The organism is Streptomyces humi (assembly GCF_001005085.2).
Lineage (GTDB): Bacteria > Actinomycetota > Actinomycetes > Streptomycetales > Streptomycetaceae > Streptomyces > Streptomyces humi.
The window spans coordinates 144,964-171,928 of the sequence record NZ_LBMU02000070.1; the positions used below are offsets into that span (position 1 = coordinate 144,964).

Genomic DNA, 26,965 nt, shown 5'->3' on the forward strand with positions numbered 1-26,965 from the left:
GTACTGCCTCTGACGACGACTCTACTGGTGGGCCGGCACCGGTTCGGACGCGAGTTCGGGGGCGGCACGGCCGGCCAGCCGCTCGCGCCAGTTCGCCAGCACCGCCGCGTCGGTCGGCTTCGTCGCCAGGGAGACGGCGACGTACGCGGCGAGGGAGGAGAGGAGGCCGTAGTAGACGGGCTCGTTGGCGAGGATGCCGTACCCGGCCATCAGGCCGATCACCGCGAGACCGCCGACGACCACGGCGGCGAGGGCGCCCTGCACGGTGCCGCGCTTCCACAGCAGCCCGCCGAGGATCGGCACCAGCAGTCCGCCGACGAGCAGGTTGTACGCCACGGTCAGCGCCTCCACCACGTCGTTGAGCGCGATGGCCGTGCCGATCACTCCGATCCCCATGACCAGGATGAAGACGCGGTTGCCCCGCACCTCGTCGTGATCGCCGGAGCGCGCCTTCCCGCGCAGCCGCGACCAGATGTCGTTGTTGGCGACGGTGGCGCAGGCGATCAGCGCGCCGGAGGAGGTCGACATCACCGCGGCGAGCGCGGCGGCCAGCACCAGCCCCCGCACGCCGACGGGGAGTTCGTCCTTGACGATGGTGGCGAAGGCGTCGTCCGGGCTGCCCAGCTTCGGGTACATCACCTTGGCGGCCGTCCCGATGACCGCTCCGGCGAGGGCGTAGAGCAGGCAGTAGGTGCCCGCGACCGTGCCGCCCCACCTGGCCGTCGTGTCGCTGCGCGCCGTGAACACCCGCTGCCAGATGTCCTGCCCGATGAGCATCCCGAACGTGTAGATCAGCACGTACGTGAAGATCGTCTCGCCGCCGATGCCCAGCGGGTCGAAGTACGAGGTCGGCAGCTTCGCCTTCATCGCGCCGAAGCCGCCCGCCTTGACCACCGCGATGGGCAGCAGCAGGAGCAGCACGCCGATGGTCTTCACCACGAACTGGACCATGTCCGTCAGGGTGATCGACCACATGCCGCCGAGCGTCGAGTAGGCGACGACGATCGAGCCGCCGAGGACGATCGCGACGGTCCGGTTCATGTCGAAGAGGACGTCGAAGATCGTGGCGTAGGCGATGGTCGAGGTGACGGCGAGCATCAGGGTGTACGCCCACATGACCACGCCGGAGATCACGCCCGCCCGGCCGCCGTACCGCAGGTCCAGCATCTCGGAGACGGTGTAGACCTTGAGGCGGGCGATCCGGGCCGAGAAGAAGACGGAGAGGGCGAGCAGGCCCAGGCCGATGGTGAAGACCATCCAGGCCCCGGACAGCCCGTACTGGTAGCCCAGGCCGACCCCGCCGATGGTGGACGCGCCGCCGAGGACGATCGCGGCCATGGTGCCGGAGTACATGGCGGGCCCGAGCCGGCGCCCGGCCACCAGGAACTCGCTCTTGGACCGGGCGCGGCGCATGCCCCACCAGCCCATGGCCAGCATCCCGGCGAGATAGAGCACGATCACTGTGTAGTCGACGGCCATGGGACCTCCCTCGAATCGCGTGCACGGAGTCGGACGACGTGCAACGACACTAGGTGGCCGGAAAGCGACTGCGAAGTGTACGTTTCATCCATTCGAACCGCAGCGCATGGAGGGAACGCACACCGTGCCGGACCCCGCCGTTCCCCCCACGCCCGCGGTGCCCCTCACGGCGCTGCTGGCCCGCGAGGACCTCGCCCTGCGCCGGATCGCGGGCCCGTCCGACCCCTCCCTGGTGGTCCACGCGGCCCACACCTCGGAGATGGCCGACCCGTACCCGTACCTGCTGGGCGGCGAGCTGCTGCTGACGGCCGGGGTGCACATCCCGGACGCGGCGGGTTCGGGCACCTACTTCGACGACTACGTGTCCCGGATCGTCGCGGCGGGCGGCGCCGCCCTCGGCTTCGGCCTCGCCCCCGTCCACGACACCGTCCCGCGCGCCCTGGTCGCCGCCTGCGACCGCCACGGCCTCCCGCTGATCGAGGTCCCGCCGGGGACCCCGTTCACCGCCGTCGCCCGCGCCGTCTGGCAGCTGCTCGCCCAGGCCCGCCTGACCGAGCTGCGCCGGGTCAGCGACGCCCAGCAGAGCCTCGCGGCCGCCGCCGCCCGCCCCGACCCGGTCCCCTCGGTGCTGCGCCAGCTGGCGGTCCGGCTCGGCGGCTGGGCGGCCCTGTACGGCCCCGAGGGCACGGAGATCGCGTCGGCGGGCCGCGCGCCGGAGCCGCCGGTGCGCGCGTCCCTGACCGAGCTGGCGGAGGTCGTACGCCCCTCGGGCCCGGGCACCCCCACCTCCGCGACCCACGCCACCGCCGCCGCCCACCTCGCCGCCTACGCCCTCGGCACCGGCCACGGCTTCGCCCTCGGCGTGGCCACCCCCGGCCGCGAGCCGGGCGACCACACGATCGCCTCCGTCGCGGCGGTCCTCCTCACCCTCCTGACCGGCGACCAGCAGACCGGCTCGGGCGCGGCCCGTACGTCGGCACTCGTACGGCTCCTGCTGGGCGGTACCGCGGAAGAGGTGGCTCTGCTGCTGGGCAGCAGCGCCATCTGGTTCGTCGTGCACGCCGCACCGGACGACCGACGTGACCGTGCCCACCCAGGGGCGCGGGACCCTGCCGACACGCGGCTCCGCCGCGGGGCGCGACCAGCCCCCGCGCACCCGCAGCCGCCCGACCTCCTGGCCGCCACCGCCCTGGGCGCCGCACTCGGCTCGCCCCTCATCGACCCCGTAGGGGACATCGTCCGACTCCTGGTCCCCGCCGACCGGACACCTGAGCCGCAGCCAGGCTGGACCCTCGGCGTCAGCGCCCCCGCACCCGCACAGCATCTGCCGGCCGCGGCCACGCAAGCGGCACGCGCCCTGGCCCGCGCCCGGGCGACCCGCACCCCGCTCGTCCGCCACAGCACCCGCCCCGCCCTCGACGACCTGGTCCCCCGCGAGGACGCACAGGCCCACGCCCGCGCCCTCCTCGCCCCGCTCGCGGAGCACCCCGCCCTCGTCGAGACCCTGCGCACCTGGCTCTCGCTGCACGGCAGTTGGGACCGGACCGCGGTCGCCCTGGCCGTCCACCGCAACACCGTGCGGCAGCGGATCGCCCGCTCCGCGGAACTCCTCGGCACCGAACTCGACGACCCCGACGTCCGGATGGAGCTGTGGTTCGCCCTCCGGAGGCAGTGACCCACGTCCCAGCGGGCGATACGCAGGGAATCCGCACAGCACGCTGCCTCACAATGGAGCCATGCCGATACCCGGGACACCCAGCCGCGCCGAGCTCGTCGAGCACCTTGTGAAGACCCGTATCGCGGGCGATGTCGCCACGCCCCGCGAGAACAACCTGCTCCACTACCGCAAGCTGGCCAACGGCGAGCGCAACTGGTGGCTCGGACTGGAACTCGGCGACCGCTGGACCGACGAGCAGGACGTCCTGGCCGTGATGGCCGAGCGGGTCGGGGTGAACGACGACGCGGAGTACCGGTACGGCCAGGACACCATCGATCCCGAGCTGACCGTGGACGGCCTGGAGCGGCTGGCCGCGCGGCTGCGCAAGGCGGCCGAGGGGCGGCAGCGGGTGCTGTTCGCGACCGGTCACCCGGGCGGCCTGCTGGACGTGCACCGGGCGACGGCGGCGGCGCTGCGTACGGCCGGCTGCGAGATCGTGGTCATCCCGGACGGCCTCCAGACGGACGAGGGGTACGTGATGCAGTTCGCCGACGTGGCGGTGCTGGAGCACGGGGCGACCCTGTGGCACACCCACTCCGGGGAGCCGATGAAGGCGATCCTGGGCGGCCTGGAGCGCGCGGGCCGGCCGCTGCCCGACCTGGTCGTCGCCGACCACGGCTGGGCGGGGTACGCGGCGCAGGCCGGTCTGGACTCCGTCGGCTACGCCGACTGCAACGACCCGGCGCTGTTCCTCGCCGAGGCGGAGGGCACCCTCCAGGTGGCCGTACCCCTCGACGACCACGTGCTCAGCCCGCGGTACTACGACCCGCTGACCGCGTACCTGCTGGCGGAGGCCGGGCTGGCCTGACATGCCGGTGTGCGGCCCCCGTGAGACGGGAGCCGCACACCGTGTCCTGGCCCTAGACCCTCAGTTCCTGCCGTTCGTGGTCCTGTCGTGCCCGGCCGGGTTCAGCCGAACCCGAGTCCGCCGAAACCGCCGAAGCCTCCGAGGCCGCCGAAACCGCCGAAGCCGACGGCGGGGACGACCACGACCGGGACGACCGGAACGACGGGGACGACGGCGAAGCTGCGGAACCCGCAGTTGTTGAACCCGCCGCCCCGGAAGCCGTTGCAGCCGAACCCGCCGGTGACGACGGTCTGGTGGGTGGAGGCGGGAGCCGCCGAGGCGGTACCCGCGGCGCCGATCGCGGCACCACCGGCCAGCAGCAGGCCGGCGGCGGACATCGCGGCGAGACGCCTCGCGCGCTGTACTCGCATGGGAAATACCTTTCTGCCGGACATACGTCCGCTACGCGGCACGTCCGCTATGCGGCACATGCACTGTGCGGCATTTCACTCATAGAGCTTAATCTCGGACAAACAGGACGGCACGTCGGATGGTCACCGACCGTCATTCCCCGAGCTCAGGGGCCCCGGCGTGGGATCCAGATACACCCGGCCGATCGCGGGGAACGCGGCCCGCAGCCGCTGCTCGGCGCGCTCGCAGGCCCACTCGATCTCGGCCGCCGTCGACACGTCCCGGAGGTCCACCTTGGCGGCCACCAGCGCCTCGTCCGGGCCCTGCACCAGCGTGGTCAGCTCCAGCACGGCCACGATGTGCCGGGACGCCAGCAGCTCCGCGCGGATCCGCTCCCGTACGGGCCTCGGCAGCGGCCGCCCGACGAGGAGTTCGGCGTTGGACCGGCCCAGCACCCAGGCGACGTACAGCAGGAGCACGCCGATGAGGAGGGAGGCGAGGCCGTCCCAGACGCCGGAGCCGGTGAGCTGGCCGCCGAGCAGCCCGCCGGCCGCGAGCACCAGGCCGACGAGCGCGGCCGAGTCCTCCATCACCACGGCCTTCACGGCGGTGTCGGGGGTGTACCGGAGGTAGCGCTTGAACGGCGCCTTGAGACGGGCCGCCTCGCCGCGCGCCTGCTTCAGGCCGGTGCGCAGGGAGTACCCCTCCAGCACGAGGGCCACGGCCAGCACGAGGTACGACGCCAGCGGATCGCCGGGCTTCTCCCCGACGGCCAGCGTGTGGACGCCGTCGTAGAGGGAGAAGACCGCCCCGCCGACGAAGGTGGCGACGGCGGCGAGCATGGCCCAGATGTACCGCTCGGGGCCGTAGCCGAGGGGGTGTTCCTCGTCGGCCGGCTTCCCGCTGCGCTTGAGGGCGGTGAGCAGCAGCAGTTCGGTGACGGTGTCGGCGACCGAGTGCGCCGCCTCGGACAGCATCGCGCTGGACCCGCTGACCACTCCGGCGACCGCCTTGGCCACGGCGATGCCGAGATTGGCGACGGCGGCGACGATCACCGTGAAGGTGCTCTCGCCGCCGCCGTCGTGCGTCTGTGTCTCCGTCACGCCTCTCGGTTTTCCCGTGGGACGCGGACGACACCCTCCTGGATCACGGAAACGGCGAGTGAGCCGTCCTGGGTGTAGATCCGGGCCTGGCCGAGCCCACGGCCGCCGGAGGCGGACGGCGACTCCTGGTCGTACAGCAGCCATTCGTCGGCGCGGAACGGGCGGTGGAACCACATGGCGTGGTCGAGCGAGGCGCCCACCACGTCGCCGACGGCCCAGCCGCCGCGCCCGTGCGCGAGCAGCACGGAGTCGAGGAGGGTCATGTCGGAGACGTAGGTGGCGAGGACGACGTGCAGCAGGGGATCGTCGTCGAGTTTGCCGTTGGTGCGGAACCAGACCTGGCTGTGCGGCTCGCGCGGCTCGCCGTACTTCCCGTACGGCGGCTCGTCGACGTACCGCAGGTCGATCGCCTCGCGGGCCTCCAGGAACCTCTCCACCACGGCGGACGGCAGGTGGTCGTAGCCGCGCAGCCGCTCGGCGGAGGTGGGGAGGCCGGCCGGGTCGGGCGCGGGCGGCATCGGGGCCTGGTGGTCGAGGCCCTCCTCGTACGTCTGGAAGGACGCCGAGAGCGTGAAGATCGGCCGGCCGTGCTGGACGGCGACCGCGCGCCGGGTGGTGAAGGAGCGGCCGTCGCGGATCCGCTCGACGTTGTAGACGATGGGCGCGCCCGGGTCGCCGGCGCGCAGGAAGTACGCGTGCAGCGAGTGCGCGTGCCGGTCCGCCGGGACGGTGCGTCCGGCGGCGACCAGCGCCTGGGCCGCGACCTGGCCGCCGAAGACGCGCGGGACGACGGCGGACCGGGACTGGCCGCGGAAGATGTTCTCCTCGATCTGCTCGAGGTCGAGCAGATCGAGGAGATCACTCAGTGCCTGGTTCATGGCACCTTTTCTACTGGCGGGTTGTTGCGGTGGCCCTACAGGCCCATGTCCTTCGCGATGATCGTCTTCATGATCTCGCTGGTGCCGCCGTAGATGCGGTTGACGCGGTTGTCCGCGTACAGGCGGGCGATCGGGTACTCGTTCATGAAGCCGTAGCCGCCGTGCAGCTGGAGGCAGCGGTCGATCACGCGGTGCGCGACCTCGGTGGTGAACAGCTTGGCGCTGGCCGCCTCGGCGGGGGTCAGCTCACCGGCGTCCAGGGCCTCGGTGGCGCGGTCGACCACGGCCTCGGCGGCGTCCACCTCGGCCTGGCAGGCGGCCAGCTCGAACTTGGTGTTCTGGAAGGCGGCGACGGGCTGGCCGAAGACGACCCGCTCCTGCACGTACTGCTTGGCGAACCGGACCGCGGCCTTGGCCTGCGCGTAGGCGCCGAAGGCGATGCCCCAGCGCTCCGAGGCGAGGTTGTGGCCGAGGTAGTAGAAGCCCTTGTTCTCCTCGCCGAGCAGGTCCTCGACCGGGATCTTGACGTCGACGAACGCCAGCTCGGCGGTGTCGGAGGTCTTCAGGCCCAGCTTGTCGAGCTTGCGCCCGATCGAGTAGCCCTCCGCCTTCGTGTCCACCACGAAGAGGGAGATGCCGTGCCGGCGGTCCTCCTTGGTGGGCGCGGCGGTACGGGCGCAGACGATCATGCGGTCGGCGTGCACACCGCCGGTGATGAAGGTCTTGGCGCCGTTGAGGACGTAGTGGGTGCCGTCCTCGCTGAGCCTGGCGGTGGTCTTCATGCCGGCGAGGTCGGAGCCGGTGCCCGGCTCGGTCATCGCGATGGCCCACATCTCCTCGCCGGAGACGAACTTGGGCAGGTACCGCTTCTTCTGCTCGTCGGTGGCGAGCAGCTTGATGTACGGCAGGCCGAGCAGCACGTGCACGCCGGAGCCGCCGAAGGAGATGCCCGCGCGGGCGGTCTCCTCGTACAGGACGGCCTCGAACTTGTAGGAGTCGATGCCGGCGCCGCCGTACTCCTCGTCCACGCGGATGCCGAAGACGCCCAGCTCGGCGAGCTTGTAGTAGAAGTCGCGGGGGGCCTGGCCGGCGGCGAGCCACTCGTCGTAGACCGGGACGACCTCGGCCTCGATGAAGGCGCGGAGGGTGTCCCGGAACGCCTCGTGATCCTCGTTGTACAACGTACGGCGCACGGCCGCCACCTCCAGGCACGTCAGCTGTCTAAGCGCTTGCTCAGATCTCCAAGGTACCGGTGGGTAGGGCGACGGGTCCAGGGTGCGCGGGACGGGACGGGGGTAACGCTCGTCACTCCCCCGCCGCCGCGCCGAACGCCCCCTTCGCCATCCGGTGCAGCAGTCCGGCCGTGGTCCCGCGCCCCGGCAGGGAACCCGGTCGGCCCAAGTGCGGGGTGGAGTTCAGGAGGCCGAAGACCGAGTGGACCGCCGAGCGGGCGGCGGGCTCCGCGAGCCCCGGGTGGACCTCCCGGACGACCTGCACCCACAGCTCGACGTACTGCCGCTGGAGCTGGCGGACCAGTTTCCGGTCGCTGTCGCGCAGGCGGTCCAGTTCCCGGTCGTGCAGGGTGATCAGTGGACGGTCGTCGAGGGCGAAGTCGATGTGCCCCTCGATGAGGGAGTCGAGCACCTCCTCGGCGGGGACCCCGTCGGCCTCCGCGAGGCGCCGCTTCGCCCCCGTCAGCAGCTGCCCGCTGATCCCCACCAGGAGCTCCGCGAGCATCGCGTCCTTGCCCGCGAAGTGCCGGTAGAGACCGGGCCCGCTGATGCCGACCGCGGCGCCTATCTCGTCCACGCCGACACCGTGGAAGCCGCGCTCGGCGAACAGCCGGGCGGCCTCCTTGAGGATCTGCTCACGACGGGTCGGGGCGTCGGTTCTCGTGACCATGAAGGCAATTCTAGACAGGGAGGTTAGCGGTCGTTAACCTGAGGGAAATGCGTTAACGCTCATTAACAAGGTGAGGGGATCGCGGGATGGACCAGGCACCGGAGCTCCACAGCGCGGCGGACCCCGCGTCGGAGGCCTTTCGGGCCAACGAGGAGGCGCACCGCGTCCTCGTGGAGGAGCTGCGCGGCAAGCTGGCCGCGGCCGCGCTGGGCGGCGGCGAGAAGGCGCGGGCCCGGCACACCGCGCGCGGGAAGCTGCTGCCCAGGGACCGGGTGGACACCCTGCTGGATCCGGGGTCCCCGTTCCTGGAGCTGGCCCCGCTGGCCGCCGACGGGATGTACGACGGGGCGGCCCCGGCCGCGGGCGTGATCGCCGGGATCGGGCGGGTCAGCGGCCGGGAGTGCGTGATCGTCGCCAACGACGCGACGGTCAAGGGCGGCACGTACTACCCGATGACCGTGAAGAAGCACCTGCGGGCGCAGGAGGTGGCCCTCGACAACCGGCTGCCCTGCCTCTACCTGGTGGACTCGGGGGGCGCCTTCCTGCCCATGCAGGACGAGGTCTTCCCGGACCGTGACCACTTCGGGCGGATCTTCTACAACCAGGCCCGGATGTCGGCCGCGGGGATCCCGCAGATCGCGGCGGTGCTCGGATCGTGCACGGCCGGTGGCGCGTACGTCCCGGCGATGAGCGACGAGGCGGTCATCGTCCGCGGCCAGGGCACGATCTTCCTGGGCGGGCCCCCGCTGGTGAAGGCAGCCACGGGTGAGGTGGTGACGGCCGAGGAGCTGGGCGGCGGCGAGGTCCACTCCCGGGTCTCCGGGGTCACCGACCACCTCGCCGAGGACGACGCGCACGCCCTGCGGATCGTCCGGAACATCGCCGCCACCCTCCCGGCCCGGAGCGCCCTGCCCTGGGAGGTCGCCCCGGCCGCCGAGCCCAAGGCCGACCCCTACGGCCTCTACGGCGCCGTCCCCGTCGACTCCCGGACCCCCTACGACGTCCGCGAGATCATCGCCCGGGTCGTCGACGGCTCCCGGTTCGCCGAGTTCAAGAGCGAGTTCGGGCAGACCCTGGTCACCGGCTTCGCCCGGATCCACGGCCACCCCGTCGGCATCGTCGCCAACAACGGCATCCTGTTCTCCGAGTCCGCCCAGAAGGGCGCCCACTTCATCGAGCTGTGCGACCAGCGCGGGATCCCGCTGGTGTTCCTCCAGAACATCTCCGGCTTCATGGTGGGCAGGGACTACGAGGCGGGCGGCATCGCCAAGCACGGCGCGAAGATGGTGACGGCGGTGGCCTGCACCCGGGTGCCGAAGCTGACGGTGGTGGTCGGCGGCTCCTACGGCGCCGGGAACTACTCCATGTGCGGCCGGGCCTACTCCCCCCGCTTCCTGTGGATGTGGCCCAACGCCAAGATCTCCGTGATGGGCGGCGAGCAGGCCGCCGGCGTGCTGGCCACGGTCAAGCGGGACCAGCTGGAGGCACGCAGCGAGGACTGGCCCCGCGAGGCGGAGGAGGCCTTCAAGGCACCGATCCGGGAGCAGTACGAGCGCCAGGGCAACGCCTACTACGCGACGGCCCGCCTCTGGGACGACGGGGTCATCGACCCCCTCGACACCCGGCAGGTGCTCGGACTCGCGCTGACGGCCTGTGGCAACGCGCCGCTGGGTGAACCCCGGTTCGGCGTCTTCCGGATGTGAGGAGGGGACTCGTGTTCGACACCGTACTCGTGGCCAACCGGGGCGAGATCGCCGTCCGGGTCGTCCGGACGCTGCGCTCGCTGGGCGTGCGCTCGGTGGCCGTGTACTCCGACGCCGACGCGGACGCCCGGCACGTCCGGGAGGCCGACACGGCGGTCCGGCTCGGCCCGGCGCCCGCGGGCGAGAGCTATCTGTCGGTGGCGCGGCTGCTGGACGCGGCCGCGCGGACCGACGCGCAGGCCGTCCACCCCGGCTACGGCTTCCTCGCCGAGAACGCGGCCTTCGCGCGCGCCTGCGAGGCGGCGGGGCTGGTCTTCATCGGCCCGCCGGCCGACGCGATCGCGCTGATGGGCGACAAGATCCGGGCCAAGGAGACCGTCGAGGCCGCCGGGGTGCCGGTGGTGCCCGGCGGCCGTGACCCCGAACTGGCGGACGCGGCACGGGCGCTGGGCGCGCCGGTGCTGCTCAAGCCGTCGGCGGGCGGCGGCGGCAAGGGCATGCGGCTGGTGCGCGACCTCGCCCTGCTGGACGACGAGATCGCCGCGGCCCGGCGCGAGGCCCGTGCCTCCTTCGGCGACGACACGCTGCTCGTCGAGCGGTGGGTCGACCGGCCCCGGCACATCGAGATCCAGGTACTGGCCGACGGCCACGGCAACGTGGTGCACCTCGGCGAGCGCGAGTGCTCGCTCCAGCGGCGGCACCAGAAGGTCGTGGAGGAGGCGCCCAGCGTGCTGCTCGACGAGGCGACCCGGGCCGCGATGGGCGAGGCAGCGGTGCAGGCCGCGCGCTCGTGCGGGTACGTCGGTGCGGGCACGGTCGAGTTCATCGTGCCGGGCGGCGACCCTTCGTCGTACTACTTCATGGAGATGAACACCCGGCTCCAGGTGGAGCACCCGGTCACGGAGCTGGTCACCGGTCTCGACCTGGTGGAATGGCAGCTGCGGGTGGCCGCGGGTGAGCGGCTGCCGTACGGGCAGGGGGACATCGCGCTCACCGGGCACGCGGTCGAGGCGCGGATCTGCGCGGAGGACCCGGCCCGCGGCTTCCTGCCGACCGGCGGCACGGTGCTCCTGCTGGACGAGCCGTCCGGCGCCGGGGTCCGCACCGACTCCGGGCTCAGCGAGGGCACGGAGGTGGGCAGCCGGTACGACCCGATGCTGTCCAAGGTGATCGCGTACGGCCCGGACCGGGAGACCGCGCTCCGCAAGCTGCGCGCGGCCCTCGCCGGGACGGTCACGCTGGGCGTGGGGACCAACGCCGGTTTCCTGCGCCGGCTCCTCGCCCATCCGGCGGTGGTGGCCGGGGAGCTGGACACCGGGCTGGTGGAGCGGGAGGCGGACGGGCTGGTGCCGGACGCGGTGCCGGCGCAGGTGTACGCGGCGGCCGCGCTGCTGCGCCACGGCGCCCTCGCGCCCGCCGGCGGCCCCGGCTGGGCCGACCCGTTCGCCGCCACCGACGGCTGGCGCCTCGGCGGCCGCCGGGCCTGGACCCCGTACCACCTCCAGGTGCCCGGCCGCGATCCGGTGACCGTCCGCGTGCGCAGCACGCCGGACGGGACGGCGGAACTCCTCCTGCCCGGCTCGGCGGAACCCGTGCGGGGGTCCGTGCCCCGGGGGCGTACGGAGGGGCACCGGTTCACTTTCGGGCTGGACGGCGTCACCCACTCCTTCGCCGCGCTGCCGGACGGCACCTGGCTCGGCCTGGACGGCGACGCCTGGCAGGTGCGCGACCACGACCCGGTGGCCGCGACCCTCGACCGCGGCGCGCACTCCGGCGCCGACTCCCTCACCGCGCCCATGCCCGGCACGGTGACCGTGGTGAAGGTCGCCGTGGGCGACGAGGTGACCGCGGGTCAGAGCCTGCTGGTGGTGGAGGCGATGAAGATGGAACACGTCATCTCCGCCCCGCACGCCGGCACGGTCGCCGAACTCGACGTGCGGCCCGGCACCACGGTTGCCATGGACCAGGTGCTCGCCGTGGTCGCGCCGGCCGCCCCGGCGGAGGAGGACCAGTGACACTCCCCATGGCCGTACCGGCCGCCGATCTGCCCGCCCGGGTACGGATCCACGAGGTGGGCGCGCGCGACGGACTTCAGAACGAGAAGTCGGCCGTGCCCACGGAGGTCAAGGCCGAGTTCATCCGCCGGCTGGCCGACGCGGGCCTGACGACGATCGAGGCGACCAGCTTCGTGCACCCCAAGTGGGTGCCCCAGCTGGCCGACGCGGAGGACCTGTTCCCCCGGGTCCGCGACCTCTCCGGGGTCGCCCTGCCCGTCCTGGTCCCCAACCGGCGCGGTCTGGACCGCGCGCTGGCCCTCGGTGCCCGCCGGGTCGCCGTCTTCGCCAGCGCCACCGAGTCCTTCGCCAAGGCCAACCTCAACCGCACGGTGGACGAGTCGCTGGCCGTCTTCGACCCCGTCGTCCGGCAGGCGAAGGAGGCCGGCGCGCACGTCCGCGGCTATGTCTCGATGTGCTTCGGCGACCCCTGGGAGGGAGCCGTGCCGCTCCACCAGGTCGTGCGGGTCTGCCGGGCGCTGCGCGACATGGGCTGCGACGAGCTGAGCCTCGGCGACACCATCGGAGTGGCCACCCCCGGCCATGTCCTCGGACTGCTCTCGCTCCTCAACGAGGAGGGCGTGCCGACGAACGTCGTCGGCGTGCACTTCCACGACACCTACGGCCAGGCGCTCGCCAACACCTACGCGGCCCTGGAACACGGCGTGACGACGGTCGACGCGTCCGCCGGCGGGCTCGGCGGCTGCCCGTTCGCCAAGTCCGCCACCGGCAACCTCGCCACCGAGGACCTGGTCTGGATGCTCCAGGGCCTCGGCATCGACACCGGAGTCGATCTCGGCCGTCTCACCGCCACCAGCGTGTGGATGGCCGGCCAACTGGGCCGACCCAGCCCGTCCCGTACCGTACGCGCCCTCTCCCACCAGGAGTGACGACCATGGACCACCGCCTCTCCCCCGAACTGGAAGAACTCCGCCGCACGGTGGAGGAGTTCGCGCACGACGTCGTGGCGCCCAAGATCGGCGACTTCTACGAGCGGCACGAGTTCCCGTACGAGATCGTCCGCGAGATGGGCCGCATGGGCCTGTTCGGGCTGCCGTTCCCCGAGGAACACGGCGGCATGGGCGGCGACTACCTGGCGCTCGGCATCGCCCTGGAGGAACTCGCCCGGGTGGACTCGTCGGTGGCGATCACCCTGGAGGCCGGGGTGTCGCTCGGCGCCATGCCGATCCACCTCTTCGGCACCGAGGAACAGAAGCGCGAGTGGCTGCCGAGGCTCTGCGCCGGGGAGCTCCTGGGCGCGTTCGGGCTCACGGAACCGGACGGCGGCAGCGACGCGGGCGCCACCCGCACCACGGCCCGGCTCGACCCCGCCACCGACGAGTGGGTGATCAACGGCAGCAAGTGCTTCATCACCAACTCGGGCACGGACATCACGGGGTTGGTGACGGTCACCGCGGTCACCGGCCGCAAGCCGGACGGCAGGCCCCTGATCTCCTCGATCATCGTCCCCTCCGGCACCCCCGGCTTCACGGTCGCCGCCCCCTACTCCAAGGTCGGCTGGAACGCCTCCGACACCCGCGAGCTGTCCTTCGCCGACGTCCGGGTGCCGGCCGCCAACCTGCTGGGCGAGGAGGGCCGCGGCTACGCGCAGTTCCTGCGCATCCTGGACGAGGGCCGGATCGCGATCGCGGCGCTGGCGACCGGGCTGGCCCAGGGCTGCGTGGACGAGTCGGTGAAGTACGCGAAGGAGCGGCACGCCTTCGGGCGGCCGATCGGCAGCAACCAGGCCATCCAGTTCAAGATCGCCGACATGGAGATGAAGGCCCACACCGCCCGCCTGGCCTGGCGGGACGCGGCCTCCCGGCTGGTCGCCGGCGAACCCTTCAAGAAGGAGGCGGCCCTCGCCAAGCTCTACTCCTCGACGGTCGCCGTCGACAACGCCCGGGACGCCACCCAGGTGCACGGCGGCTACGGGTTCATGAACGAGTACCCGGTGGCCCGGATGTGGCGGGACGCCAAGATCCTGGAGATCGGCGAGGGCACCAGCGAGGTCCAACGGATGCTGATCGCCCGCGAGCTGGGCCTGGTGAGCTGAGCGGGCGGGCCCGGCTGAGCGGGCGGGCCCGGCTGAGCGGGCGGGCCTGACTGAGCGGGCGGGCCTCGGGTCAGACCCCGCTCGCGTCCTCGGGGACGACCCGCAGGCCGGGGCGCGCGGGGTCGTCGCCGGGGATACCGGGCGGCAGCACGGGTGCCAGCGCCCGGAAGACCTCGCGCATCGCCCGGTCGTCGTACCCGGCGAGCGTCTCGGTGGCCTGGAGCAGCAGCCCGCCGCCGCGCAGTTCCCGTACCGCGTGGAACGCGCCGTCGGCCGAGAGGTGCGAGGCGCCGCCGAGCCGGGCGGCGAGCTCGGCGGGGACGCCGGTGACCCAGGAGTAGCCGCGGAGGTGGGTACGGGACTCCCCGAGGTACTTGCGGTGCGTCCGTCGCAGCGCCGCCTCCAGGTCGGGGGTGTCGTGGAAGTTCCGGAGGTCCACCCGCGCGAAGGCCGGGCCGGCGCCGTCGAGGGCGGCGGCCAGGAAGTCCGGCAGGGCCGCGCAGAAGACCGGGTCGGCGATCCGGTCACCGCCGAGCCCGAACACGGAGAGCTCGGTGTGCGTACCGCCGCGGCCCTTGTGCCGGCTGCCCACGCGCCCGTGGTCGTCGACCCACTCGCCCTCACCCGCCGACGGCTCGTGAAAGCCGGCACACGCGTAGAAGGGGTGCGCGCAACGCGTCGGCGGGTCCCGGACGTTGGACATCATCTGAGGTTAGGCTAACCTAAGCGACGACTTGTCCGGCGGGTTTCCGCACGTCCGAAAGCAGCCACAGCCATGTCCAACGCCAGAGCCGCCCACCTCACCCGCCGTGGCATCCTCGCCGCCGGCGGCGCCCTCGGCCTCGGTGCCGTGCTCGCCGCCTGCGGTGACGACGACAAGAGCGGTGGCTCCTCCGGCAAGGGGACGACAGCCGCCGGTTCCGGCCCCTGGAGCTTCAAGGACGACCGCGGGACCACCGTGAAGCTGGACAGGGCCCCGGCGAACATCGTCGCGTTCGTCGGTGTCGCCGCCGCGCTCCACGACTACGGCGTCGAGGTCAAGGGCGTCTTCGGCCCGACCACGACCAAGGACGGCAAGGCCGACGTCCAGGCGGGAGACATGGACGTCAGCAAGCTGACCGTCCTCGGCAACACCTGGGGCCAGTTCAACGTCGAGAAGTACGCGGCCCTCGCCCCGGACGTCCTCATCACCACGATGTTCGACGCGGCCGGCACCCTCTGGTACGTCCCGGACGAGTCCAAGGACAAGATCGCCAAGCTCGCGCCGAGCGTCGGGATCTCCGCCTACGACCGTCAGCTGACCGTTCCGCTCCAGCGGGTCTGGGCCCTCGCCGAGTCGCTCGGCGCGGACCTGACGGCGAGCAAGGTGGTGGACGCCAAGAAGCGCTTCGAGGCCGCGTCCACCCGGCTGCGGGCCGCCGCCAAGGCGCACCCGGACATCAAGGTGCTGGCCGGGTCCGCCGCCCAGAGCCTGTTCTACGTCTCCGGCACCGACCTCTCGGTGGACCTGGAGTACTTCAAGGCGCTCGGTGTGAACTTCGTGGAGCCGTCGGCGTCCGTGCTGAAGAAGAGCGGCGGCTGGTACGAGGACCTGAGCTGGGAGAACGTCGACAAGTACCGGGCCGACGTCATCATGATGGACGACCGCTCGGCGACCATCCAGCCGGCCGACATCACCGAGGCCACCTGGAAGAAGCTGCCCGCGGTCCAGGCCGGCCAGGTCATCGCCCGCTCCCCCGAGCCGATCTTCTCCTACGACAAGTGCGTCGCGATGGTGGAGAACCTCGCCAAGGCCCTGGAGACCGCGAAGAAGGTCAGCTGACCTTCCGTCCCGCGCCCCCTACGACTTCCTGACTCTCAGGAGCTCATATGACGACGGCCGTAGCCGCCCCGTTCCGTTTCTTCTCCCTCCGGGTCGTACGGACGAGGCGGCTCGGTCCGTCTCTGGTCCGGGTCACCTTCGCCGGTGCCGACCTGGCGCACTTCCACTCCCACGGACACGACCAGTCCCTGTCCCTGTTCCTCCCGGCACAGGGGCGCACCGAGCCCGTCGTCCCGATCGAGCTGGGCGACGGCTGGTGGCAGGGCTGGCGTGAACTCCCCGACGACGTACGGGCCGTGATGCGCTCCTACACACTGCGGGCGCTGCGCCGGAATCCCGACGAGATCGACATCGACTTCGCGCTGCACGGCATCGGGCCGGGCGCGGCCACTCCCCCGGGGCCCGCCTCCCGCTGGGCGGCACGGGCCCGCGCCGGGGATCCGGTGGTGCTGCTCGGCCCGGCGGTCGCGGACAACCGGGCGATCCGCTTCCGGCCGCCCGAGGACACCGACCTGGTGCTGGTCTGGGGCGACGAGACGGCCGTGCCCGCCGCGACCGCGATCCTGGAGGCGCTGCCCGCCGGGACCCGGGCCCGCGCCTGGCTCGAGGTCCCGCACGCAGGGGACGTCCAGGACGTGGCCGCCGGGCCGGACGTGGAGATCACCTGGCTGACCGGCGGGCGCGGCGCCCTGGCGGAGATCCGCGCCGCCCGGCTACCGCGCTGCGAACGGCCGTACGTCTGGATCGCCGGCGAGTCGGGGCGGGTGCGGGAACTGCGCCGGCACTTCGTCCAGGAGCGCGGCACGGACCGCCGCCGGGTCACCTTCGTCGGCTACTGGCGGCGGGGCCTGACGGAGGAACAGCTCCGGGCGGCCGGGGAGTAGTTGGGAAGGCGGAGTGACCGTCGTCACGGGAGAGGCAGCGCTTCGTTCGCGGTACTTAGGTTAGGCTAACCTAAGTGGAGCCGATCGCTCCGCACCCTCGCACGGATCGTCCCGGAGGCCCCCCTCATGCGCTCGCACCTGCTCAACGACCTCACCGCGGAGCACTACCGCCGCCGCGTGACCGAAGGAGTAGAGCGGGTGGCGGCCAAACTCGCCGCCACCGACCGTCCGTTCACCGGTGTCGCCGTCGACGCCCTCGCCCCGCGCGTCGACGGCATCGACCTCGACCGTCCCCTGCACGACACCAGCGCGGTCCTGGACGAACTGGAGGACGTCTACCTCCGGGACGCGGTCTACTTCCACCACCCCCGCTACCTCGCCCACCTCAACTGCCCCGTGGTCATCCCGGCGGTGCTCGGGGAGGCGGTGCTCTCCGCCGTCAACTCCTCCCTGGACACCTGGGACCAGTCGGCCGGCGGCACCCTGATCGAGCGGAAACTGATCGACTGGACGACCGCCCGCATCGGCCTGGGCGAGGCCGCCGACGGCGTCTTCACCTCCGGCGGCACCCAGTCCAACCTCCAGGCGCTGCTGCTGGCACGGGAGGAGGCCAAGCCGGGGCCGGGTGGCCGGGAGGGGTCCGCCGGCCTTGCCGACCTGCGCGTCTTCGCCTCCGAGGTCGGCCACTTCAGCGTGCAGAAGGCGGCGAAACTGCTCGGCCTCGGCCCGGACGCGGTGGTCTCCGTCCCCGTCGGCCAGGACAAGCGGATGCAGACCGTCGCCCTCGCCCGCGAGCTGGAGCGCTGCAAGCGGGACGGTCTGGTGCCGATGGCGGTCGTCGCCACCGCCGGCACCACCGACTTCGGCTCCATCGACCCGCTGCCGGAGATCGCCGAGCTGTGCGAGCAGTACGGCGTGTGGATGCACGTCGACGCGGCCTACGGCTGCGGGCTGCTCGCCTCCCTGAAGCACCGGGACCGGATCGCCGGCATCGAACGCGCCGACTCGGTCACCGTCGACTACCACAAGTCCTTCTTCCAGCCCGTGAGTTCGTCCGCCGTGCTGGTCCGGGACGCGGCCACCCTGCGGCACGCCACCTACCACGCGGAGTACCTGAACCCGCGCCGGATGGTGCAGGAGCGCATCCCCAACCAGGTCGACAAGTCCCTCCAGACCACCCGCCGCTTCGACGCCCTCAAGCTGTGGATGACCCTGCGCACCATGGGTGCCGACGGCATCGGCGAACTCTTCGACGAGGTCTGCGACCTGGCGGCCGAGGGCTGGCGACTGCTCGCGGCCGACCCGCGCTACGACGTCGTCGTCGAACCGTCGCTGTCCACCCTCGTCTTCCGTTACATCCCCTCCGCCGTGACCGACCCGGCCGAGATCGACCGCGCCAACCTGTACGCCCGCAAGGCCCTGTTCGCCTCCGGCGACGCCGTGGTCGCGGGCACCAAGGTCGGCGGCCGCCACTACCTCAAGTTCACCCTGCTCAACCCCGAGACCACGACGGCCGACATCACCGCCGTCCTCGATCTGATCGCCGGCCACGCCGAGCAGTACCTGGGAGAGTCCCTTGACCGCGCGTCCTGAGAGCCCGACCACCGTCCATGACTTCGTGGGGATCGGACTCGGCCCCTTCAACCTCGGACTCGCCTGCCTGACCGAGCCGATCGCCGAACTGGACGGCGTCTTCCTGGACGCCAAGCCCGCCTTCGAGTGGCACGCGGGCATGTTCCTGGACGGCGCCCACCTCCAGACCCCGTTCATGTCGGACCTGGTCACCCTCGCCGACCCCACCTCGCCGTACTCCTTCCTCAACTACCTGAAGGAGAAGGGCCGGCTGTACTCGTTCTACATCCGCGAGAACTTCTATCCGCTGCGGGTGGAGTACAACGACTACTGCCGCTGGGCCGCCGACAAACTGACCAACGTCCGCTTCGACACCACGGTGACGGAGGTCCGTCACGAGGACGAGGACGGGGTGTACGTCGTCGCCACGGCCGGCGGGGAGACCTACCGCGCCCGCCGACTGGTCCTCGGCACCGGCACCCCGCCGCACATCCCGGCGGCCTGCGAGGGCCTGGGCGGCGACCTCGTCCACAACTCGCGGTACCTCGGGCACCGCGAGGCGCTCCAGGCCAAGGAGTCGATCACACTGGTCGGCAGCGGCCAGTCCGCCGCCGAGATCTACCTCGACCTGCTGAGCGAGATCGACGTCCACGGCTACCGGCTGAACTGGGTGACCCGCTCCCCGCGCTTCTTCCCGCTCGAATACACCAAGCTCACGCTGGAGATGACGAGCCCCGAGTACGTCGACTACTTCCACGCCCTGCCCGAGGACACCCGCTACCGGCTCACCGCCGAACAGAAGGGCCTCTTCAAGGGCATCGACGGCGACCTGATCAACGAGATCTTCGACCTGCTCTACCAGAAGAACCTCGGCGGCCCGGTCCCCACCCGGCTGCTCACCAACTCCTCGCTGGACGGCGCCACGTACGACAACGGCACGTACACGCTGAAGCTGCGCCAGGAGGAGCAGGGCAAGGACTACGAGATCGAGACCCAGGGCCTGGTCCTGGCCACCGGCTACCGGTACGCCGAGCCCGAGTTCCTCAGGCCCGTCCGCGACCGGCTGCGCTACGACACGCACGGCAACTTCGACGTGGCCCGCAACTACGCGATCGACGTCACCGGCCGGGACGTGTTCCTCCAGAACGCCGGCGTCCACACCCACAGCATCACCAGCCCCGACCTGGGCATGGGCCCCTACCGCAACGCGTACATCATCCGCGAGCTGCTGGGCTCGGAGTACTACCCCGTGGAGAAGACGATCGCCTTCCAGGAGTTCGCCGTATGAGCACGATGACCATGACGTTCGCCTTCCGGCCCCTCGACCCCCTCCAGGACGCCGAGCTGCTGCACTCCTGGGTGACGCACCCCAAGGCGGCCTACTGGATGATGCAGGACGCGCGGCTGGAGGACGTCGAGCGGGCCTACATGGAGATCGCGGCCGACGAGCACCACCACGCGCTGCTGGGGCTCGGCCCGGACGGCGCGCCCGCGTTCCTGATGGAGCACTACGACCCCGTCCACCGGGAGCTGGTGGGGCTGTACGAGCCCGAGCCGGGCGACGTCGGGATGCACTTCCTGACCCCCGCCACCGGCACACCCGTGCACGGCTTCACGAAGGCCGTCATCACCGCCGTCGTCGGCCGTCTCTTCGAGGACCCGGCGACCCGCCGGATCGTCGTCGAGCCGGACGTCCGCAACACGGCCGTGCACGCACTGAACGAGGCCGTCGGGTTCGTGCCCGTACGGGAGATCGAGAAGCCGGAGAAAAGGGCGTTGCTGAGTTTCTGCACCCGGGAGCGGTTCGAGCGGGCGGTGGCCGCCGTATGACCCTCGCAGACGCGGTCGCCCACCTCTCCCCCGAGCGCTGGGAGAGGGCCAACCGGCTCCTGATACGCAAGGCGCTCGCCGAGTTCGCCCACGAGCGCCTGATCACCCCGGAGGCGGACGGGCCGTCGTACGTGGTCCGCAGCGACGACGGGCTCACCCGCTACCGCTTCACCGCCGTCCGCCGCGCCCTGGACCACTGGGAGGTGGACCCGGACTCCATCGGCCGTACCCGGGACGGCGCCGAACTGCCGCTCGCCGCCCTGGACTTCCTCATCGAGCTGAGGGGCTCCCTGGGGCTCAGCGACGAGATCCTGCCGGTCTACCTGGAGGAGATCTCCTCCACCCTCTCCGGCACCTGCTACAAGCTCGCCAAGCCCCGGGTCCCGGTCGCCGAGCTGGTGCGCGCCGGCTTCCAGGAGATCGAGACCGGGATGACCGAGGGCCACCCCTGCTTCGTCGCCAACAACGGGCGGCTCGGCTTCGGCGTCCACGAGTACCTGTCGTACGCCCCGGAGACCGCGAGCCCGGTCCGGCTGGTGTGGCTGGCGGCCCACCGGTCGCGTGCCGCCTTCACGGCGGGCGTCGGCATCGAGTACGAGTCCTTCGTACGGGAGGAGCTGGGTGAGGCGACCGTCGACCGCTTCCACGGCGTCCTGCGCGACCGGGGCCTCGACCCCGCGGACTACCTCCTCGTCCCGGTCCACCCCTGGCAGTGGTGGAACAAGCTCACCGTCACCTTCGCCGCCGAGGTCGCCCGTGACCACCTGGTCTGCCTGGGCGAGGGGGACGACGAGTACCTGGCCCAGCAGTCCATCAGGACCTTCTTCAACCGGTCCCACCCGGAGAAGCACTACGTGAAGACCGCCCTGTCGGTCCTCAACATGGGCTTCATGCGCGGGCTCTCGGCCGCCTACATGGAGGCCACCCCGGCGATCAACGACTGGCTGGCCCAGCTCATCGACAACGACCCGGTGCTGAAGTCCACCGGTCTGTCGATCATCCGGGAGCGGGCGGCCGTGGGCTACCGGCACCTGGAGTACGAGAAGGCCACCGACCGCTACTCGCCGTACCGCAAGATGCTGGCCGCGCTGTGGCGGGAGAGCCCGGTGCCGGCTCTCCAGGAGGGCGAGTCGCTCGCGACGATGGCCTCCCTCCTCCATGTGGACCACGAGGGCGCGTCCTTCGCCGCCGCGCTCGTCGAGCAGAGCGGGCTGACGCCGAAGGAGTGGCTGCGGGCCTACCTGCGGGCCTACCTCACCCCGCTGCTGCACTGCTTCTACGCCTACGACCTGGTGTTCATGCCGCACGGTGAGAACGTCATCCTGGTCCTGGCGGACGGCGTGGTCCGGCGGGCGGTCTACAAGGACATCGCCGAGGAGATCGCGGTGCTGGACCCGGACGCGGTACTGCCGCCGGCGGTCGAGCGGCTGCGCGTCGAGGTCCCCGACGACCAGAAGCTGCTGTCGGTCTTCACGGACGTCTTCGACTGCTTCTTCCGCTTCCTCGCCGCGAACCTCGCGACCGCGGGGGTCCTCACGGAGGACGACTTCTGGCGGACGGTCGCCGAGGTCGTCCGCGAGTACCAGGAGTCGGCACCCGAACTCGCCGACAAGTTCGAGCGGTACGACATGTTCGCGCCCGAGTTCGCGCTGTCCTGCCTGAACCGGCTCCAGCTGCGCGACAACCGGCAGATGGTGGACCTGGCGGACCCGTCGGGCGCCCTCCAGCTGGTCGGAACCCTGAGGAATCCCGTCGCGGGGTTCTGACCCGGGCCGGTGGGCTCCCCCGAGTACGGTCCTCGGGGGAGCCCACCGCCTTGCACGGACGCCGCCTTGCACGGACGCCGCCTTGCACGGAACCGTCGCCTTGCACGGAACCGTCGCCCTGTACGGAACCGTCGCCCTGTACGGACGCGGAGCCCGCGGTGGAACAATCCCCCCATGGCGGAAATCATCCAGAAGGACGGTATCTGGGTCTTCGACGGAGACGCCCTGCGGCTGACCCCCGGGCGGGACCGGAACGTCGGGACGCTGCGCCGGGCGCTGGGTGAACTGGTCGTGCCACTGGACGCGTTGGCCGGGGTCTCGTTCGAACAGGGCCGCAGGGCGGGGCGGCTGAGGCTGCGGCTGCGGGACGGCTCCGATCCGCTGCTGCACGCCGCCGGGGGCCGGCTCGCCGAGATCCACGACCCCTACCGGCTGACGGTCGAGCCGGACCGGTACGGGGTCGCCGAGTACTTCACCGACGAGGTGCGCGACGCGCTGCACCTGGCGCGGGTGCCGGGGACGCCGGTGAGCGAGTACCTCCTGCCGGGCCCGCCGCTGCCGCTGTCGGTGTCCGCCGGGGACGGCACCGCCTCGTTCGACGGGGAGCGGGTCCGGCTGGAGTGGAACTGGAAGACGGAGGACGCCAAGGCCGCCGCCGGACCGCGGACGCTGGACCTGGCGGACATCCTGGGCGTGGAGTGGCAGCCCTCCGCCGGGCTGGAGAACGGCCATCTGCGGTTCCGGGTGCGGGGCGCGCCGGCCCGGACCCGGGCCAAGTACGACCCGAACGCGGTGGAGCTGTGGGGGTTCAAGCGGGACCCCCTGATGGCGCTGGTCGCGGCCGCGGTGCAGGCCCGGCTGCCGCACCCGTCGGCGGCCGCCGTGGCGGACGTGCCGCGGCAGGCGCAGGCGCCGGGGGCCGATCACGACGCGCTGCTGCGCCGGCTGCGGGAGCTGGGCGAGCTGCACCGCGCGGGCGTCCTCACCGACGAGGAGTTCACGACGGCCAAACAGGCGGTCCTCAGAGAGCTGTGAGGACCGCCTGCTTCTGCCTCTACCGGCCTGTGACCGCTGGGCCCGTGACCGCCGGGCCCGTGACTACTTGGCCTTGCGGGCCACCGTGAAGTGGTCGATGCGGTCGCCGGTCTCCGCTATGCCCGACACCTTCAGCTTGGCGTACTGGCCGCGCGGGGCGGGCTCGACGTCCACGCGCAGGAACGAGTAGTTGAGGTAGCGCACCCGGGACCAGGTGACGGTCTCGTTGACCTTGCCGTCCTTGGTGTTGATGAAGGAGGCGACGGAGTCGACCTCGTTCAGGTGGCCCTCGTAGGAGTCCGGGGCGGTGAAGGCGTAGAGGCTGCGGCCGGCCGCGCCCGCGGTGACGTAGACGACACCCTCGGACTCGGGGTAGGCGGTCTCGCCGATCGGGAGCTTCTTGACGACCTTGTTGCCCTTGATCACGTCGGTGCGCTCGTACTGGTGGTTGTGGCCGTTGATGACCAGGTCCACCGTGTACTTCTCGAACAGCGGCACCCACTCCTGTCGCACGCCCCCCTCCGAGGCGTGCGCCGTGGAGGTGCAGTAGGCGCAGTGGTGGAAGAACACGACGATGAAGTCGATGTCCTTGTCGGCGCGGAACTTCTTCAGCTGCGCCTCGAACCACTTGGTCTGGGTGCCGCCCGAGATGCCGAGGTTGGCCGGGATCTCGAAGGAGACGTCGTTCGGGTCGAGCGAGATGACCGCGGTGTTGCCGTGGACGAAGGAGTAGACGCCCGGCAGGTTCTTCTTGTCCGGCCCGTTGTCGGGGAGGCTGAAGCGGGCCTCCTCGCCACCGTAGCCGTTGGGCGAGTACCAGGCCTCCATGTCGTGGTTGCCGTACGACACCATCCACGGCACGGACTTGGCGACCGACTCGGTCTGGGCCAGGAACTGGTCCCACACGCGGGAGTCGAAGCCGGTGTCCGCGGTCTTGCCCTGGCCGGCCGGGTCGGCGTAGGCGATGTCGCCGGCGTGCAGGTGGAAGCTGGGGTTCTGGCCGAGGATCAGGGCGTCGTTGGCCAGGCCGTGGTAGCTGACGCCCTGGTCGCCGAAGGCCGTGAAGGTGAACGGCTCCTTGTGGCGGGGGGCGGTGGTGAAGGTGCCGATGGTGCCGGCGAACTTCGGGGAGGCGGGGTCGAAGCCGTCGTGGCCGACGCCGTAGTAGTACGTCTTGCCGGGCTTGAGGTTGGCCAGCTTGGCGTGCACGTAGTACTGCGTGTGGTCGCCGCTGGCGCCGATGCCGGCCGGGGTGTAGAGGGAGCGGACCTCGGCGTCGATCTTGACGGAGAGGTGCGAGGCGTGGGTGCCGATGCGGACGAAGGGCCGCTTGACCGCGACCGGGACCTGCCAGGAGATCGTCATCTCGGTGCCGGCGTCGTTGCCGTAGGCGAGGTGCCGGCCGAACGGGGCCACGTAGGCGCCGTCGACGTACTGGGTGGCGGGGGCGGAGGACTGCGTGGGGACGGCGGCCTGGGCGGTGCCGCCCAGCACGAAGGAGCCGCCCGTGACGGCGCCGAGCGTGACGGCGCCGCCTCTGATCATGGAGCGCCGGGAGAACTTGGCGCGGAGGTACTCGTGCTGCTCGGCCATGGTCATGCGGTCGGCGAGCTCATCGGGTACGCCCATACGAGGAATGTCCATGGCGTCTGAAAATCGTCTCCACAAGCGACGTGGCGCAAGACACAGGATGGACAGGCTGCGAACAGCACCCCATAAGAGATTCAACAGAGCGTTGCCCGGAATCGGGCAGGATTCTTGCGAAACCGACTCCGGTACTTCAGGATCTACCGGGTGCACGACGAACTTGTTGATCATCTGACGCGGTCCACGCCCCTGAGCCGGGGCGAGGCACTGCGGGTGGTCCAGGACGTGCTCGCGTACTTCGACGAGACGGCCGGGGACTACGTCCGGCGCCGCCACCGCGAACTCCAGGCGGAAGGCCTGGTGAACACGGAGATCTTCGAACGGATCGAGGCGGATCTGAAGTACAGGGCGGTCGCCCCGCCGGAGTTCACCCTCCGGCAGCTGCGCCGCATCGTCTACGGCTGACCCATCAGGTCGAGGATCGGAACACCTATATATGTGCGGGATTGTCGGATACATCGGTAAGCGCGACGTTGCTCCCCTTCTTCTCGAAGGTCTACAGCGGCTGGAATACCGCGGTTACGACTCGGCGGGCATCGTCGTCACCACCCCGAAGACCGGCGGCCTGAAGATGGTCAAGGCCAAGGGCCGGGTCCGCGACCTGGAGGCGAAGGTCCCGGCGCGCTTCAAGGGCACCACCGGTATCGCCCACACCCGCTGGGCCACCCACGGCGCGCCCTCCGACGTGAACGCCCACCCGCACATGTCCGCCGACCTGAAGGTCGCCGTCGTCCACAACGGCATCATCGACAACGCCGCCGAGCTGCGCCGCAAGCTGGAGGCGGACGGCGTCGAGTTCCTCTCCGAGACCGACACCGAGGTCCTCACCCACCTGATCGCCCGCTCGCAGGCGGAGACCCTGGAGGAGAAGGTCCGCCAGGCGCTGCACGTGATCGAGGGCACGTACGGCATCGCGGTCATGCACGCCGACTTCCCCGAGCGCATCGTGGTGGCCCGCAACGGCTCCCCGGTGGTCCTCGGCATCGGCGACAAGGAGATGTTCGTCGCCTCGGACATCGCGGCCCTGGTCACCCACACCCGGCAGATAGTGACCCTCGACGACGGCGAGATGGCCACCCTCAAGGCCGACGACTTCCGGACGTACACCACCGAGGGCACCCGGACGACGGCCGAGCCGACCACCGTGGAGTGGGAGGCCGAGTCGTACGACATGGGCGGCCACGACACGTACATGCACAAGGAGATCTTCGAGCAGCCCGACGCGGTCGACCGCGTGCTGCGAGGCCGCATCGACGACCGCTTCTCCACCGTGCACCTCGGCGGCCTCAACCTGGACGCCCGGGACGCGCGTGCCGTGCGCCGGGTGAAGATCCTCGGCTGCGGCACCTCGTACCACGCGGGCATGATCGGCGCCCAGATGATCGAGGAGCTGGCTCGTATCCCCGCGGACGCCGAGCCGGCCTCCGAGTTCCGCTACCGCAACCCGGTGGTCGACCCCGACACCCTGTACATCGCCGTCTCGCAGTCCGGTGAGACGTACGACGTCCTCGCCGCCGTCCAGGAGCTGAAGCGCAAGGGCGCGCGGGTGCTGGGCGTGGTGAACGTGGTGGGCTCCGCGATCGCCCGCGAGGCGGACGGCGGCACGTACGTGCACGCGGGCCCGGAGGTCTGCGTGGTGTCCACGAAGTGCTTCACGAACACGACGGTCGCGTTCGCGCTCCTCGCCCTGCACCTCGGCCGCATCCGTGACCTCTCGGTCCGCGACGGCAAGCGGATCATCGAGGGCCTGCGCAAGCTGCCGGCCCAGATCTCGGAGATCCTCGCCCAGGAGGCGGAGATCGAGAAGATGGCCGCGGAGTACGCCGAGGCCCGCTCGATGCTCTTCATCGGCCGCGTCCGGGGCTACCCGGTGGCCCGTGAGGCCTCCCTGAAGCTGAAGGAGGTCTCCTACATCCACGCGGAGGCCTACCCGGCGTCCGAGCTGAAGCACGGTCCGCTGGCGCTGATCGAGCCGGCCCTCCCCACGGTGGCGATCGTCCCGGACGACGACCTGCTGGAGAAGAACCGCGCGGCGCTGGAGGAGATCAAGGCCCGCAGCGGCAGGATCCTCGCGGTGGCCCACCAGCACCAGGAGAAGGCGGACCGTACGATCGTCGTCCCGAAGAACGAGGACGAACTCGACCCCATCCTGATGGGCATCCCCCTCCAACTCCTCGCCTACCACACGGCGAAGGCCCTGGGCCGCGACATCGACAAGCCCCGAAACCTCGCGAAGTCGGTGACGGTGGAGTAGGGCCGTCCGCATGTGCGGGCCGGTGGGGGTTGCTCGCGCAGTTCCCCGCGCCCCGTCAGGGGCGC

Annotated in this window: 23 protein-coding genes; 15 read left to right on the forward strand and 8 right to left on the reverse strand. The window is 71.4% G+C overall.

Annotated elements, in window-relative coordinates:
- Window positions 1-21: 21 nt before the first annotated feature.
- Window positions 22-1,479, reverse strand: coding sequence for a sodium:solute symporter family protein (locus AAW13_RS28810; protein WP_046731621.1), 1,458 nt, complete (start codon window positions 1,477-1,479; stop codon window positions 22-24).
- Window positions 1,480-1,585: 106 nt separating this feature from the next.
- On the opposite strand from AAW13_RS28810, the gene AAW13_RS28815 reads away from it, so the two are divergent.
- Complete coding sequence (locus AAW13_RS28815; protein ID WP_046731620.1) at window positions 1,586-3,154, forward strand: PucR family transcriptional regulator; 1,569 nt, start codon at window positions 1,586-1,588, stop codon at window positions 3,152-3,154.
- Between the two features lie 61 nt (window positions 3,155-3,215).
- Complete coding sequence (locus tag AAW13_RS28820) at window positions 3,216-4,004, forward strand: phosphatase (protein ID WP_046731619.1); 789 nt, start codon at window positions 3,216-3,218, stop codon at window positions 4,002-4,004.
- A gap of 101 nt (window positions 4,005-4,105) precedes the next feature.
- On the opposite strand, the gene AAW13_RS28825 is transcribed toward AAW13_RS28820, so the two are convergent.
- The 5 genes from AAW13_RS28825 to AAW13_RS28845 all read right to left on the reverse strand — a co-directional run bounded on the left by AAW13_RS28825 (window position 4,106) and on the right by AAW13_RS28845 (window position 8,277).
- The gene (locus AAW13_RS28825; protein ID WP_071659716.1) at window positions 4,106-4,414 is read right to left on the reverse strand and encodes a hypothetical protein; all 309 of its coding nucleotides are present in this window, start codon (window positions 4,412-4,414) and stop codon (window positions 4,106-4,108) included.
- A 123-nt stretch (window positions 4,415-4,537) separates the two neighbouring features.
- Window positions 4,538-5,497, reverse strand: coding sequence for a cation diffusion facilitator family transporter (locus AAW13_RS28830; protein WP_046731618.1), 960 nt, complete (start codon window positions 5,495-5,497; stop codon window positions 4,538-4,540).
- A complete protein-coding gene (gene tesB / locus AAW13_RS28835) occupies window positions 5,494-6,375 on the reverse strand; it encodes an acyl-CoA thioesterase II (RefSeq protein ID WP_046731617.1) in 882 nt (293 codons plus the stop codon). The genes AAW13_RS28830 and tesB overlap by 4 nt, the downstream gene beginning before the upstream one ends.
- A 35-nt stretch (window positions 6,376-6,410) precedes the next feature.
- Complete coding sequence (locus AAW13_RS28840) at window positions 6,411-7,568, reverse strand: acyl-CoA dehydrogenase family protein (RefSeq protein ID WP_046731658.1); 1,158 nt, start codon at window positions 7,566-7,568, stop codon at window positions 6,411-6,413.
- Window positions 7,569-7,680: 112 nt separating this feature from the next.
- Window positions 7,681-8,277 carry an SACE_7040 family transcriptional regulator gene (locus tag AAW13_RS28845; RefSeq protein ID WP_046731616.1) on the reverse strand — a complete coding sequence of 199 codons (597 nt, stop codon included), beginning with the start codon at window positions 8,275-8,277 and terminating at the stop codon, window positions 7,681-7,683.
- An 86-nt stretch (window positions 8,278-8,363) separates the two neighbouring features.
- Between AAW13_RS28845 and AAW13_RS28850 the strand changes: the two genes are divergently transcribed.
- From AAW13_RS28850 to AAW13_RS28865, 4 genes are read left to right on the forward strand one after another with little or no spacing between them, the layout of a single operon-like run.
- A complete protein-coding gene (locus tag AAW13_RS28850; protein WP_046731615.1) occupies window positions 8,364-9,980 on the forward strand; it encodes a carboxyl transferase domain-containing protein in 1,617 nt (538 codons plus the stop codon).
- An 11-nt stretch (window positions 9,981-9,991) separates the two neighbouring features.
- On the forward strand, window positions 9,992-11,995 hold the full coding sequence (locus AAW13_RS28855) for an ATP-binding protein (protein WP_046731614.1): 2,004 nt from the start codon (window positions 9,992-9,994) through the stop codon (window positions 11,993-11,995).
- An 8-nt stretch (window positions 11,996-12,003) separates the two neighbouring features.
- Window positions 12,004-12,924, forward strand: a complete 921-nt coding sequence (locus tag AAW13_RS28860; RefSeq protein ID WP_046731613.1) for a hydroxymethylglutaryl-CoA lyase — start codon at window positions 12,004-12,006, stop codon at window positions 12,922-12,924.
- A gap of 5 nt (window positions 12,925-12,929) precedes the next feature.
- Window positions 12,930-14,090, forward strand: coding sequence for an acyl-CoA dehydrogenase family protein (locus AAW13_RS28865; RefSeq protein WP_046731612.1), 1,161 nt, complete (start codon window positions 12,930-12,932; stop codon window positions 14,088-14,090).
- Window positions 14,091-14,160: 70 nt separating this feature from the next.
- Here AAW13_RS28865 and AAW13_RS28870 read toward each other — a convergent pair whose 3' ends face one another.
- Window positions 14,161-14,796, reverse strand: a complete 636-nt coding sequence (locus AAW13_RS28870; RefSeq protein ID WP_046731611.1) for a hypothetical protein — start codon at window positions 14,794-14,796, stop codon at window positions 14,161-14,163.
- Window positions 14,797-14,865: 69 nt separating this feature from the next.
- On the opposite strand from AAW13_RS28870, the gene AAW13_RS28875 reads away from it, so the two are divergent.
- From AAW13_RS28875 to AAW13_RS28905, 7 genes are all read left to right on the forward strand, one after another.
- A complete protein-coding gene (locus AAW13_RS28875; RefSeq protein WP_046731610.1) occupies window positions 14,866-15,912 on the forward strand; it encodes an ABC transporter substrate-binding protein in 1,047 nt (348 codons plus the stop codon).
- A 47-nt stretch (window positions 15,913-15,959) separates the two neighbouring features.
- The gene (locus tag AAW13_RS28880; RefSeq protein WP_046731609.1) at window positions 15,960-16,796 is read left to right on the forward strand and encodes a siderophore-interacting protein; all 837 of its coding nucleotides are present in this window, start codon (window positions 15,960-15,962) and stop codon (window positions 16,794-16,796) included.
- A 126-nt stretch (window positions 16,797-16,922) separates the two neighbouring features.
- Window positions 16,923-18,389 carry a lysine decarboxylase DesA gene (gene desA / locus AAW13_RS28885; RefSeq protein WP_046731608.1) on the forward strand — a complete coding sequence of 489 codons (1,467 nt, stop codon included), beginning with the start codon at window positions 16,923-16,925 and terminating at the stop codon, window positions 18,387-18,389.
- The gene (locus AAW13_RS28890) at window positions 18,373-19,656 is read left to right on the forward strand and encodes a lysine N(6)-hydroxylase/L-ornithine N(5)-oxygenase family protein (RefSeq protein WP_046731607.1); all 1,284 of its coding nucleotides are present in this window, start codon (window positions 18,373-18,375) and stop codon (window positions 19,654-19,656) included. The genes desA and AAW13_RS28890 overlap by 17 nt, the downstream gene beginning before the upstream one ends.
- On the forward strand, window positions 19,653-20,198 hold the full coding sequence (locus AAW13_RS28895) for a GNAT family N-acetyltransferase (protein WP_046731606.1): 546 nt from the start codon (window positions 19,653-19,655) through the stop codon (window positions 20,196-20,198). Before AAW13_RS28890 ends, AAW13_RS28895 begins: the two co-directional genes overlap by 4 nt.
- On the forward strand, window positions 20,195-21,964 hold the full coding sequence (locus AAW13_RS28900) for an IucA/IucC family protein (protein WP_046731605.1): 1,770 nt from the start codon (window positions 20,195-20,197) through the stop codon (window positions 21,962-21,964). Before AAW13_RS28895 ends, AAW13_RS28900 begins: the two co-directional genes overlap by 4 nt.
- A gap of 174 nt (window positions 21,965-22,138) precedes the next feature.
- A complete protein-coding gene (locus AAW13_RS28905) occupies window positions 22,139-22,999 on the forward strand; it encodes a DUF4429 domain-containing protein (protein ID WP_046731604.1) in 861 nt (286 codons plus the stop codon).
- Between the two features lie 63 nt (window positions 23,000-23,062).
- On the opposite strand, the gene AAW13_RS28910 is transcribed toward AAW13_RS28905, so the two are convergent.
- The gene (locus AAW13_RS28910) at window positions 23,063-24,628 is read right to left on the reverse strand and encodes a purple acid phosphatase family protein (RefSeq protein WP_046731603.1); all 1,566 of its coding nucleotides are present in this window, start codon (window positions 24,626-24,628) and stop codon (window positions 23,063-23,065) included.
- 165 nt (window positions 24,629-24,793) lie between these two features.
- Between AAW13_RS28910 and AAW13_RS28915 the strand changes: the two genes are divergently transcribed.
- Window positions 24,794-25,051, forward strand: a complete 258-nt coding sequence (locus AAW13_RS28915; protein WP_046731602.1) for a hypothetical protein — start codon at window positions 24,794-24,796, stop codon at window positions 25,049-25,051.
- Between the two features lie 31 nt (window positions 25,052-25,082).
- Window positions 25,083-26,900 (forward strand): glutamine--fructose-6-phosphate transaminase (isomerizing), encoded by a 1,818-nt coding sequence (glmS, locus tag AAW13_RS28920; protein WP_046731601.1) that lies wholly within the window; start codon window positions 25,083-25,085, stop codon window positions 26,898-26,900.
- Window positions 26,901-26,965: the final 65 nt, after the last annotated feature.